The following is a 12,907-nucleotide window of genomic DNA, read 5'->3' on the forward strand; positions in this document are numbered from 1 at the left end:
TAATGCCTGACGATGCGCTTAGCCTTTAATCGCACCGTCGGCCATGCCTTTGATGAAAAACTTCTGATGAAATAAATAGACGACCGTTATCGGCAGCATACCGATCAAGCAGCCTGCGGCTACCCAGTTAATATTGCTTTGGAACTGCGAGATGAACATCGACAATACGACAGGCACTGTCTGAATGCTTTTCTGCTGCAGGAAAAACAAAGAGAACTGGTAATCATTCCACACTTGAACGCCGATCAAAATAATGATAGTAGCTGTAATCGGTTTCACGAGCGGAAAGATTAAGCGGAAGAAGATGCTGTATTGGTTGCAGCCGTCTATGACTCCCGCCTCATCAAGCTCCTTCGGAATACCGCTAATAAATCCGGTATACAGAAAGATCGTCATCGGCAGCGCAAAAGTCACTTGCGCCAGCGAGATTGCCCAATACGTATTAATGCCACCCAGATCGACGACCAGTTTATAGAGCGGCACCAAAATCGTAAGCGGCGGAATAATGAGACAGGAGATGCAAACGGTATAAATGAAGTTATTCCATCTTGTTCTTCGTCTGGCAAGCGGGTAAGCGGCAATCGAGCCAATAACGATAACAAGCAGCAATACGATGCCCGTAATGATCACATTGTTCAGGATCGCTTTGCCGAGCTCAGCTTCTCTCCAGACGTCCATAAAGTTGCCAAAGTCCAAGGATTCAGCCGGAATCCATTTGGAGCCGACATCTCCTGCGCCCTTGAAGGACAAGTTGATCAGAATGTAAAAGGGAATGATATGAACGACGACGATGAGACCGAGGATGATATACTTCAGCAGATTCTTCCCCATCTTACATACTCACTTCCCTTTTACGCAGCATTCTCAACAAGGTCAGACTGACGATACCGATTAGAATAAACATGACATTGCCCAGCGCGGCCGCATAACCTGCATCCTGCCTCGCGAAGTACAAGTTGTACATCATCGTCGATAACGATTGCGATGCGTAGCCGGGTCCGCCGTTCGTCAACGCGACGATAACGTCGAACAGCTTCAATCCGCCGATAATGTTGACGACTACATTAATCGTTATCGAAGGCATAAGCAGCGGCAGTGTGACACTCTTGAACCGGTCGAACCAGCGTGCGCCGTCAATGGAAGCGGCCTCATAATAGTCTTTCGGAATCGACTGCAAGCCTGCCAAATAAATAATCATCGCAATGCCCATGAACTGGTACGTATTGACGAAGGTAATGATATTTACAGCTACAGGACCGCTGGAGAGCCAGTCGCTTGGCGCCATATGAAACAAAATCCGGATATCATTGATCGCTCCGCCGTCGTATTGGAAGAAGAAGTACCAAATGTAACCCATAATAAGCGGGCTAATAATGACCGGAAGATAGACGATCGTTCTTACCAATCCAACGCCGCGCAATTTCTGATCCAGAAACAAGGCGTAGATGAGACCAAGCAGGTTTTGAAAAATGGTGCTTCCAAAGCCGTAGATCAAAGTGTTCTTCAATGTAATAAAGATTTTCTTATCAGTCAGCATTTGCGTATATTTATCCCAGCCGACCCAATTGAATGAAGGTGAATAGCCGTCCCAATCTGTAAACGATATACGAATGCCTTTCACCATCGGATAAAAAATAAACAAAGCGAACAGAAGCAGCGCTGGCACATACATCAGGTTTAATGCTTTCGGCGATAAAAACAGCTTTTGCAGCGCGTTTGGCTGCCGCAGCGTCATTCGGTTCGCGTTTACGCTTTTCTTTGTCTCTACAGTATTCAACTTCCTTCTCTCCTTCCGGAAACGCTTCTAGCTGAACAAGGTACGGCCCCTACCTGATCCTGTTAACGATAAGGGCCGTAGGTTATCATTTGTGACTCCGAATAAGAAAAGCTACTTAACAGCAGCCGCTCTCAGACGATTATATTCCTTCTCCATATTTTCGGAGAATTGCTTGACGGTAATGCCGCCAGAGATGAGATCCTGACCATTTTTACACATCACATCCCACATGCCGTTTGGCAAAAAGACGCGGTCAAAATACGGCAATACACGAATGTCTTTATATTGCTCGTAATAAGTGCTCAGATCACCTGCATCAACTGCAGTGCCTTTAATTCCGGAAGGTAGGGCGTTGGAGACCGCAACCAGCTGCGCGTTTTCCGGTTTTGCGAAGTAAGCGACAAACTTTTTAGCCGCTTCTATGTTTTTAGAATCTTTCGATACGCCCCAAGTCGTTTTCTCGCCGCCTACGAAGGTTGGCGTGTCACCCTCTACGATAGATGGGATCGGCATGAAGCCTGCATGCAGCTCCGGATTGATTTTTTTCGCTTCTTCAATTGCGTATGCTCCATAGAACAGGAACGCTGTTTTGCCTTCTGCCAAAGCTTTTGCATCATCATTGTATTTTGCAGTCAGGACATCTTTGTTCAAATATCCCTTCTTGTACAAATCCGCGAACATTTCCGCGAATTGATCCCAGTTGCTCCAGTCGAAGCTTCCGTCGAGCAGCTGTGCGGATTGATTTTGTGCTGCGCTAATGTACAGCGGATTGGCGAAGTAGTCAAAGTATTGACCCACCGGCCAGTTGTCTGAACCTCCCATATGGAAAGGAGCAATTGCGCCTCCGCTTTCCTTCGCAATCGTTTCCGCCGCTTCCATCAATTGCGCATAGGTTTGCGGGATCGCGATGTTGTATTTCTCCAGCACGTCTTTGTTGTAGACGATACCCGATTTATCCTGATCCATTGGCAATACGTACACTTTGCCGGCATCATCCGTTACAGCAGGCTTGATCGCTTCATCCAGCGTCGCTACCCAAGCCTCGTCTTTCAAGTCCGCCAGATATTGGCCATAGCGGAGCTTAGCCCAGCCATGCGTCGAGAACACGTCGGGCAAGTCATTGCTTGCCATTTTGATTTTCATCATATTCTCGTAATCTTTGCCCGGCGCACTGAAGTCGACTTTGATCGTCGGGTTCTCTTTCATAAAGTTATCCGCGATCGCCTGCAGCACTTTGGCTTGCTCGCCGACAACGTTCGTCGCTACGCTGATCGTTACTTTTTTGCCCGAATCCTGCTCGGTTGCCTGCTTGTTCCCGTTGTTCTCAGCCGGTTTCTTTTCATTGCCCTGATTGCTGGATCCGCATGCCGACAAGATGCCGACAAGGACGATCATAACGACTAACAGGGACTGCCATTTCATGAATTTCATTCTTGTTTCCCCCTTGAAATCTGTAATGTAACGGCTTACAAAATCATCGTATCATGCATGATTGCGTTTACAATGATGGATATCTACAATCTAGATGCGGTTTTCTACAATGCTCATTTTGCATTGACGCGCGCGCAGCCTCCCATTATGCTTGTTGTTATTCAACTGCTTTCAGGAGGCTTTTGCATGCCGTTCAGTTTCTCGCTTCGCAATAAATTAATGGTCATTTTTATCGCGACGATCATTTTGCCGTTTCTCACGCTGGCGATCATTCTGCCCACCTACTTCAAAGGACTGATCAGCGAAGAAACTCAAAATGTTACATCCGGTGCCATGAACTCTTTATCCCGGAACATTGAGACGTATCTGGATGACTTGGATCGCCTGACCTTACTGCCCTACTATAATGATGAACTGATCCAAGCGCTCAAAATTACCGCCTACCAATCTGAGTCGAGCCTTGATGATTATACCAAACTCAAAACCTATCGCGCGCTCAACGGGACTCTGCCTAGCTACTTGCTCAATACGCGTAAAGAAATTATAAACACTGTAATGATTACTAGAGATGGCAAAGGCTATTTGAGCAGCAAATTCGAAGCAAATAAGCTTGTACAAGGGTTCCCCTACCAGGAGCAAAGCTGGTACCGGAAGGCCGTAGACGCCGACGGCAAAGCAGCCTTCATCGGTTCGCATAAACAGGATTATTTGTCGGACACGATGAATAGGCGCGTCTTTTCGGTTGCCCGTCTCATTAAGGACCCAGATTCCAAGCAGCCGATATCCGTCATTATTGCAGATGCCGACTATGGCGCTCTGAATAAAATCATCGATGATATCGCATTCAGCAGCCGGTCGATGATCATCATTATGGATGAGAGCGGCGAGCCGGTATATTCCAATAAAGAAGTGCCGATTTCGCTAAAATCCCAGCTAAAAAATCATCAAAAAATAACGATTGGTGATCAGAAATATGTATCGTTGACCAAAAATTTAACGTCTGCGGATTGGCAAATTATTGTGCTGCTGTCGGAATCCGAAATGAACGGCAAAATCCGCTGGATTTCCAACGTTGCTGTCATCGTATCCGCCGGAGGCATTGCCATTACCTTCATCCTCTTTATGTATTTGACAAGATGGATCGTAACGCCGTTCAAGCGCATCATCGAGGTGATGAAGCAAGCCCGGACCGGCAACTTGCAGGCGCGATTCACCTCGGTCGGCAAGGACGAAATATCGCTGCTGGGGCAATCCTTGAATAAGATGATCTATCAACTCGACGACATGATTAACCGGGAATATAAAACGGCGCTTTCGTTGAAAAAGGCGGAATATCAAGCGCTGCAATCGCAGATCCAGCCCCATTTTCTATACAATGTGCTGACTGGATTTATCGGACTGAATCAAGCCGGGGAAAAACGCAAGCTGGAGGATGCTATCTTCGCCTTAAGCGGCATGCTCCGCTATATTTTGGCGGACAATCAGAATACGACGGTTGCCCAGGAGTTTCAAATTTTACAAGGCTATGGACTGCTACAGAAGCTGCGTTTCGATGAGAAGCTGCAGCTCGATATCCACTTCGAGAAATCGGTCGGATCATTCTCGATTCCTAAACTGCTTCTTCAGCCGATTGTAGAAAATGCAATTATTCATGGCATTGAGCCTAGCGAAACCCCTTGCCTCGTAGAAGTGAAAGCGTTTATTTATGTCGATGAAGAAGGCGAATATATTCAGATTAAAGTAAGGGACACTGGGGTTGGCTTCCAGCCCGAAGCTGCTCCCTCGCCTGGACAGCATCTCGGAATCGCTAACGTGAAGACCCGGTTGGAGATGCTCTATGACGAAGCCGAATTCCGAATCGAGAGCAGTCCCGGCTCCGGAACAAGTGTCTACATTACCATCCCTCTAAAAGGAGCACAGCTATGAGAGTTATTATTGCCGATGATGAAACCTGGGTCCGGAGTGCCATTAAAAACATGCTGTTGACGCTGGACATTCCGCTCGAAATTGCTGGCGAGGCAAGCAACGGCGAAGAACTGATTGCCATGGCAGAAAATCTGCAGCCACAGCTTGCTTTCATCGATATTCACATGCCGAAGGTGGACGGCATTGCCGCCATCCGCGCAGCGAAAACCGTATCTCCGCGAACGAGATGGGTCATTCTATCCGGTTCTGCCGACTTTCAATATGCGCAGGAAGCTATCCGACTTGGCGTCAAAAATTATTTGCTCAAGCCGGTGGATTCCTCCTCTCTATCCGCCTGTGTCGAAGACATTTTAGCCGATTACAATCAAGACCTCGTGAAAGGAAATGAGCAATTCGAATTTCTGACTTCCTCTTATGTATGGGGGAACCGCAATCTTCAGGATTTGGCCGAGCTCCCTTCCTATCGCTACGCGGGCACACTAATCTGTATGGACAGCTCCCTGTCAGAATCATTAAAGCTGCAGCTTATTCAGACGTGGTTGAAAGAGCTGTATGATTATATGCGCAAAGTGATGAATCATAAAGAGATTCGCTACGCCCGAATTACGCTGCGCAACGGAGAAGACGCGATCATTACGGCATGGAGTCCCTCGCATCACGATGCAATGGCATCCCTTCGTTCGGAGCTGAACCTCTTTATTGAATCTAAGATGATGGAGTATGGGACGGAATACTTCGCATTAACGGCACTGCAAAGCGATATTTGCGACAACTTGGAATCGCTGGTGGAACAGTTCAACGCCATGCTGGCCGTAGCCCCGCTCCGTGCCGTAATGCCGGAAAACCGTCTGTGGTTCAAGAAGGAATTGGACTATTATCAGGCCAAGGATCAGGCTCTCACGGAATTAGGCAAAGCAGCGGATCGCATCGTCAGAGCCTATCAGAGCAATGATTATCTCGTCTATAAGAAGGAGATTGATGGGCTGGAACGTCAACTGCTCGCTCTTCCCCCGCATCAGCTCAAGACGGGACAAGCTTTGATCACTTTTTTCAACTTGAATATGAAAAAGGTGCTCGATGCGGATCTTCCTGCGAAAAGCTGGATCGGCAAGCTCCGCGAGCTAGGCGAGAAGCTGCTGCCAGCTTCGGCTAACAAAGATCAGGCCCATCAAGACCTTATCAACCAAGTCATTCGCCATATCGAGCAGCATTATATGGACGATATCAGCATCCATCAATTAGCAACACAATTTCATATCACGCCCAATTATTTAAGTACGCTGTTCAGCAAACGATGCGGCGTTACCTTCTCGAAATACATCACACAAATCCGGATGCACAAAGCCAACGAGCTGCTGATCGAACACCCGGCAATGCGGGTTCAAGATATCGCCAAGCAGCTTGGCTACTACAGCAGCAGTCATTTCATTAAAATATTTTCCGAGTTCCATGGTGCCTCCCCTTCCCAATTCAGAGAGCAGCTGCTCGGCAAATAATGCCGGCAGCCTGTAGAAACAAAGAGCGCCCTTAGCGGGCAATGTCATGAAGTTAAGGCACAGGGTCAAAAATTAGGAAAAAGAGCAGTTACCGAAAAGAAAACGGCACAGGGATTTTCCCTGTGCCGTTTTAAATTCCATTATTATTTCCGGTCTTGTCTTTGAGCTTAACTTAATGACATTGCCTCCGCTTCCCTTTTATACCTGGACATTATCTTGCTTGCCCGGAATTTACCACTTCACTTCAAAAGCTTCGCCATTCTCTCCCGAATAACGTCTGCTTCCGTTCTCATCCGAGACAACGAGTTCTATGCCTGACGTCAGCGCATTGACGACGAGATCGAATTGACGGCCAAACGCCTGTATGGAACGAAGAGCCATTGTACGCCAGCCCTCCGGCAATCTTGGAACACAGCTGAACGCGGATAGTCCGGTTGGTTGAATACCGAATAATCCTTCCGTAACGATACGGCAGTAGAGTGCGCTTTCCGCTGACAGATGACGCTGATTGCCTTCCGGATAAGCTTCCACCGGATAAGGAACATGATCACCGAGCAGCCGCCGGACCGAATAAGACTTAAGATAAGCGGTCGCAATTTCCGTCTCGCCAGCGGCGTACATGCCGCGCAAGCCGTATAGCGTTGAACGATCCCAGAACGTCGTATCTCCCGCTTCCGTCGCCAGTCCGTCTTCCGTCCAAAGCCTTGGCGACAAAAGCGCTTGAATCGTTCCAGCCTTGCGTATCTCAATTCCCATCGTCAGCGGAATGCAGATCCATGACCGTAAAACGTCATTGCCGTCGTAATACCGGTAAGTCTCGAACCCTTCTACCGTAGCGCCAAAATAGTTCTCAATCGCGGCATACAGCGCTTCCGCCGCAGTTGTATACGCAGCCTGCGCCTCTGTCTTGCCCAGCGATACAGCTAAATCCGCAGCATGCTGATATGCTGCATATGCCAGACAGGAGGTGGACAAGTTGGCCGAACCGCTCGGGAATCGGTTCTCCAGTTCATCCGAATCGGAGGCGATGACGCCTGCTTCGGTTTTCTGCCGCTCGCAGAATTCCAAGCTCCATTCGATCGCAGGCCATAATTCCTCAGCAATTGCCAGATCCCCTGACGACAAAGCAAACAGTGAAGCTCCGTATGCGTACATCGCCGCATCACCGCGGTCTCCTGCGCCCTCCCAAATGTCAATGCCTTCGGCAATGATCGAGCTTGGGATCGGCTGATAATCCGGCCCCATAAAGTTGGTGTACAGCCGAAGTGCATTCAGCGTCGCTTCATTGCCCGGCGCATATCCCAAATAAGGGAATAGAGGCCCTGCATATTCGACTTGGTCATTCGTCCATACGGCCGCGTAGTAATGGCCCCCGCCTGGACTATGCATCAAACCGTTTCTCGTCTCGAAAATACTTTCTGCCGTTCGCAGCTTAGCAAAAGCAAACATCTGATCCAGCACCGTATCCGGTGTCTCCAACCGCAGATGTCTGCGGCTCTGCCCGATCAGTTGCTGCCGCTTGCCTTCTTCATCAGCAATATTGATCAGAATGTCCGTTTCCTTCACCGTCTTTGCCGTGATTCGAATGCCAAATTGCAGCGACTGCCCCGGCTCGATCGTTTGCTCGCCGTCTTCAGCATCATGAGCTGCAGCGATTAAATAAATGCCGTAAGCCCCCTTCACAGATGTTCTTTCCTTATGGTCGACAACTTGCACATTCACCGGCTTGTCTGACGTATTTGTCAGCGTCACTTTCTCAAGCGCCGCTTTCGCTTCCGTTGACGGGAAAAACGTGCGTACAATGATTAGGCCCTCTTCGGCTTCGCTTTCCATACGAAGCAATCCGTCAAATTGGAACCGGATCGGACGCTCATTTACACTTTGTTTGCCGTTTATTTGAAGGAAGGGCAACGCTTCCTGCCCAAAATCCTGCATAAGACTGCCATGCGTATCATTCGGGATCGTCCGCAGCCCCGGCCAGATAACTGTGCGGGACAATACAAGCTTGCCATCCCCGTCCACGCCGTAGCGTACAATCATCGAGACCTGCTTGCCGCTCATCTCCAGATGATCTTCATGCGGCTGCCGGCTGCTTCCCGCAACCTCCCAAACAATTTCATCCTTGCCAATTGTCCATCTTGTACTATTTTGTAGCTCCATAGCTGTCTGCCTCCGTTAGTGCCTGACAATGCGCTTAATCTCTAATCGCAACGTCGGCTATACATTTAATAAGTAACTTTCTCAAAAACAAATCATAGACCGTAATCCGCAGCATGCTGATCACGCCTTCTGCCTCTACCCAGTTCCTATTGCTTAGAAACTGTAAGATGAACAATGCAGCTTGCACTGTCTGAATACTTTTCTGCTGCAGAAAATAACATAGATTGCAAGCAGTCATCCCGCACTTGAACACCAATTGAAATAATGATAGCCGCTGTAATCGGTTTCACGAACGTGAATATTAAGCCGACTATTATCTACTAATGCCTCCCATACCAACGACTAGTTATACAGGGATACCTGAATCGTAAGCAACGGAATATTGAGACAAGAACTGCAACCGGTATAAATGAAATTATTCCATCTTGTTCTGTGTCTGGCAAGTGAATATGCAGTAATGGAGGCGATAATGACATACTTCAGAAGATTTTTACATACTCGCTTCCCTTTTATGCAGCATTCTTAACAAAATCAGTCTATAGATTTACTGCTTGACCTTGGAGTATGCTCCAATGATACGCTAGTTGCATAAGGTCACGCATAGTTAACAAGAAATAGCGAAAGCTTTATTCATATGGAGGAATCTTGGATGCGAATTAAACAATTTACCGAGAAATATGGGATTTCCGGAGATACAGCCAGATACTATGAGGATGAAGGCTTGCTGCAGCCGCTTCGTTTGGAGAACGGATATCGGGATTATGATGAGGGCTGTGAGCAAGCGATAAAGTTTATTATCGTGCTAAAAAAATTAGGATTTTCTCTGCAAGAAATAAAATCGATGCTGCAGTTTGAGCAAAACCCGATCTCTGCACAATGTGATGTAACTTCGCAGACGATGTTCTCTGTCAAAATGGATTACATCAGACAGCAAGTTTTATTTTATCAGTCAGCTCTGAAGGCTTTAGAACTGGTCACAAGCTTAATGGAAAAAGGACAGTATAAGAAAAATCAGCAAATGCTCCGTCATTTATTCACTGAAATGTACAGCAGTATGAACAGCGAAGCTAACTCTTAGTATCATTTTTTTGCATCTGACCTATTCAAATTAATGGAGGAGGCATCAAGTATGAAAGTCCGAAAAATATCCAGTCATATTACGAAGCTCGAAGTAACGATCGGCATTAAATTTAGCGCATGGCTTGTGGAAGCTGCAGACGGTGTGACGATTATTGATGCGGGTCTTCCGTTTATGGGAAAAGCCATTCTGCGAGAAGCGAGAAAGCTCGGAAAGGTAAAAGCTGTCCTGCTTACTCATGGGCACGGCGATCATGTTGGGGGATTGCCTTACATTGCTAGAGAGGAACACATTCCTGTATATGCACACAAGATAGAGCTTCCGTATATTGAGGGCGAAATACCGTTCCCGGGCAAAAAGAAACCGGAGAATCTGGTGGGAGCTGGTCTCGTACAGCCGCTGCCGACCGATGAGAACAATCAATTACTGCCGATACAAGGACTTATTCCGTATCTAACACCCGGTCATTCACCCGGACATGTCGTTTATTATCATCCCGTGGATTCCGTATTAATTAGCGGAGATTTGTTCACCTCCAAACGAGGCAAGCTGCAGAAACCTGCGAAGATTTTTACACCCGACATGACTGAAGCGATTGCTAGCGGTGTAATTGTGAAAAAGCTCAGGCCAAGTCTTGTCAGCATTACACACAGCAAAGATGTTCACCATGCCTACGAGCATATTGATCAGTATTTACAGCAGCGCTAGTGTACCGTTATCATTTGTTCATCTCTTATTTACAGGATAGCCCTCTTCGTTTGATGCGAGGACGGCTATCCTTTTTTTCTGTTTTCCGTTCCTCTCAACCTCAGCCCCATGGGAAATAGGCAGCATGTCATCTTAAAAACATTTGACTTCATGTCAAAAATTTTATACATTGTGTATATAATATTTTACTCTAAGTATATTAAATTTAACATCAAGGAGATGCGTAATGACCTATCACGCTAAGAAAGCTTCGGTATCAATTGCAACATCCATCCTTGTATTCTTCTTCCTCTATATGGGGATGCAAGGGACTGCCAACGCTGAATTGGACACTCTGGCAAGTTTATGGGGAGCATTCTTCATCAAGCTGCTTGTGGCCGAGGTGATTGCAAACCTCATCATTATTATGATCTTTAATCTCGTGAACAAGCTGGCCACCAAGGAAAGCTCGCCTTCCTTTTCCGATGAACGGGATCGAGGGATTGAACTGAAGGCGATACGCAACTTTTGCTTCGTCTTTTGTGCCGGTTTTTTTGCCGCAATGGCCGCGTTAATGCTCCATCAGCCGTTATCCGCGATGTTTCACATTATGGCCTTTGATTTCTTTATTTCTGGCCTGGTCTTGAACCTGTCCTTTATTTTCTACTATCAGAGAGGATTTTGAAATGAAGAAAAGCTCGATTACAAATAACATCCGGCAATTGCGATTCATGCATAACGAGATGACACAGCAGCAGTTGGCGGACCTCGTTGGTGTCACCAGACAGACCATTGTCGCGATTGAAAAGGAAAAATACTCGCCTTCTTTAGAGGTAGCCTTTCTTATAGCCCATGTGTTTGGGGTGCCGCTCGAGCAAATTTTCACTTTTCATCCCGGCAATGAACAGTAAACAATCTTACACATACATACGGAAGAAGGAATGCTGATGAAAGCTGCGATATGCACCAAGTACGGCCCGCCGGAAGTCATTCAAATTCAAGAAATTAGCATGCCCTCTGTGCAAGACAATGAAGTGTTGATCAAGCTGCATGCGGCCACCGTTACACCCGGGGACTGCGTTATCCGATCCAGTAAAATGCTCCTGATGCGGCTGTTCTTTGGCATTAGCAAACCACGAAAGCAGATACTGGGCAGCGAGTTGTCCGGCACCATCGAAGAAGTCGGCAGCAGTGTAACGAAATTCAAAAAAGGTGATGAGGTATTTGCCTATAGAGGAATGAAACTAGGAGCTCATGCTGAATATATCTCGCTTGCCGAGCACGGCGCACTGGCAATAAAACCTGCCGTTCTTACGCATGAAGAAGCAGCAGCAATTGCGTTCGGAGGCACGACCGCCTTACATTTTCTCCGCAAAGGAAAGGTTCAAGCAGGAATTAGCGTCCTCATTAATGGAGCATCCGGCTCCGTAGGATCTTCTGCCGTACAGCTTGCGAAGCATTTTGGAGCTGAGGTTACCGCTGTATGCGGAAGCAGCAACGTCGATTGGGTTAAAACGCTGGGGGCCGACCACATTATTGACTATACGAAGGAAGATTTTACGAAGTCCGGCAAACGCTATGATCTCATCTTTGATGCAGTTGGCAAAAGCTCGAAATCCGCCAGCAAAGCTGCCTTAACAGCAAACGGCAAGTTTATCTCGGTTAAGGGCGGGCTTGCCCGTGAAAATCTGGAAGATTTACTTTTGCTGAAGCAGCTTGTTGAGACTGGAGCGTTCAAGCCAGTCATTGATCGCAGCTTTCCGTTTGAACAAATTGCTGGTGCCCACGCCTACGTTGAACAAGGTCATAAAAAAGGGAATGTCGTCATTACACTAAACTAAAATGAGCCGTATAGCGAAGCTGGATTGCGATGCAGCTCCGCTGTAGCGAGAGACGGAATTACTCCACGCGGAAGTGATGCCTGAAAGCGAACCTGCTTCGCTATTTTGCGAAGGCAGATTCGTTCCGCGTAGGGACGACGACAAACAGCGAACCTATTTCGCTATTTTGCGAAGGCAGGTTCGTTCCACGCAGGGACGACGACAAACAGCGAACCTGATTCGCTATTTTGCGAAGGCAGGTTCGTTCCACGCAGGGACGACGACAAACAGCGAACCTGATTCGCTATTTTGCGAAGGCAGGTTCGCTACGCGACCGATGACCAGTCTGCCTCTCGCCTACAGCGAACTTATTTTCGCAATTGGAGAACTTAGGTTCTCCAGTAGCGAAATTAGGTTCGCTGCTCACAAATCGGTTGGCTGGCTTGTACCGATTAGCGAAATTAGGTTCGCAATATTGCGAACCTGCTTCGTTCTAAGTGACTAGCTGCCTCACAGCGAAGCTATTTCGCTA

General features: G+C 47.4%; 11 protein-coding genes. 7 read left to right on the forward strand and 4 right to left on the reverse strand.

The window, feature by feature from the left end:
- Positions 1-18: 18 nt before the first annotated feature.
- From ACFVVF_RS04860 to ACFVVF_RS04870, 3 genes are all read right to left on the reverse strand, one after another.
- Positions 19-831 carry a carbohydrate ABC transporter permease gene (locus tag ACFVVF_RS04860; protein ID WP_387805902.1) on the reverse strand — a complete coding sequence of 271 codons (813 nt, stop codon included), beginning with the start codon at positions 829-831 and terminating at the stop codon, positions 19-21.
- Between the two features lies 1 nt (position 832).
- The gene (locus tag ACFVVF_RS04865) at positions 833-1,777 is read right to left on the reverse strand and encodes a carbohydrate ABC transporter permease (RefSeq protein ID WP_387805904.1); all 945 of its coding nucleotides are present in this window, start codon (positions 1,775-1,777) and stop codon (positions 833-835) included.
- A 111-nt stretch (positions 1,778-1,888) separates the two neighbouring features.
- Positions 1,889-3,208, reverse strand: a complete 1,320-nt coding sequence (locus ACFVVF_RS04870) for an ABC transporter substrate-binding protein (RefSeq protein WP_387805906.1) — start codon at positions 3,206-3,208, stop codon at positions 1,889-1,891.
- Between the two features lie 57 nt (positions 3,209-3,265).
- On the opposite strand from ACFVVF_RS04870, the gene ACFVVF_RS04875 reads away from it, so the two are divergent.
- Together ACFVVF_RS04875 and ACFVVF_RS04880 are read left to right on the forward strand one after the other, a co-directional pair.
- Complete coding sequence (locus ACFVVF_RS04875) at positions 3,266-5,134, forward strand: cache domain-containing sensor histidine kinase (RefSeq protein ID WP_387805908.1); 1,869 nt, start codon at positions 3,266-3,268, stop codon at positions 5,132-5,134.
- The gene (locus ACFVVF_RS04880; RefSeq protein WP_387805910.1) at positions 5,131-6,630 is read left to right on the forward strand and encodes a helix-turn-helix domain-containing protein; all 1,500 of its coding nucleotides are present in this window, start codon (positions 5,131-5,133) and stop codon (positions 6,628-6,630) included. Before ACFVVF_RS04875 ends, ACFVVF_RS04880 begins: the two co-directional genes overlap by 4 nt.
- Before the next feature lie 231 nt (positions 6,631-6,861).
- On the opposite strand, the gene ACFVVF_RS04885 is transcribed toward ACFVVF_RS04880, so the two are convergent.
- Positions 6,862-8,790 carry a hypothetical protein gene (locus ACFVVF_RS04885; RefSeq protein WP_387805911.1) on the reverse strand — a complete coding sequence of 643 codons (1,929 nt, stop codon included), beginning with the start codon at positions 8,788-8,790 and terminating at the stop codon, positions 6,862-6,864.
- 649 nt (positions 8,791-9,439) lie between these two features.
- Here ACFVVF_RS04885 and ACFVVF_RS04890 point away from each other — a divergent pair.
- The 5 genes from ACFVVF_RS04890 to ACFVVF_RS04910 all read left to right on the forward strand — a co-directional run bounded on the left by ACFVVF_RS04890 (position 9,440) and on the right by ACFVVF_RS04910 (position 12,396).
- Entirely contained in the window at positions 9,440-9,868 is a 429-nt protein-coding gene (locus tag ACFVVF_RS04890; RefSeq protein WP_387805913.1) for a MerR family transcriptional regulator, read from the forward strand.
- 51 nt (positions 9,869-9,919) lie between these two features.
- A complete protein-coding gene (locus ACFVVF_RS04895) occupies positions 9,920-10,576 on the forward strand; it encodes an MBL fold metallo-hydrolase (protein ID WP_387805915.1) in 657 nt (218 codons plus the stop codon).
- Between the two features lie 226 nt (positions 10,577-10,802).
- Entirely contained in the window at positions 10,803-11,240 is a 438-nt protein-coding gene (locus ACFVVF_RS04900; protein ID WP_387805917.1) for a hypothetical protein, read from the forward strand.
- Between the two features lies 1 nt (position 11,241).
- The gene (locus tag ACFVVF_RS04905; protein ID WP_387805919.1) at positions 11,242-11,466 is read left to right on the forward strand and encodes a helix-turn-helix transcriptional regulator; all 225 of its coding nucleotides are present in this window, start codon (positions 11,242-11,244) and stop codon (positions 11,464-11,466) included.
- Positions 11,467-11,502: 36 nt separating this feature from the next.
- Positions 11,503-12,396, forward strand: coding sequence for an NAD(P)-dependent alcohol dehydrogenase (locus tag ACFVVF_RS04910; RefSeq protein WP_387805921.1), 894 nt, complete (start codon positions 11,503-11,505; stop codon positions 12,394-12,396).
- Positions 12,397-12,907 lie beyond the last annotated feature (511 nt).

This window comes from Paenibacillus sp. NPDC058174 (genome assembly GCF_042883865.1).
Classification (GTDB): domain Bacteria; phylum Bacillota; class Bacilli; order Paenibacillales; family Paenibacillaceae; genus Pristimantibacillus.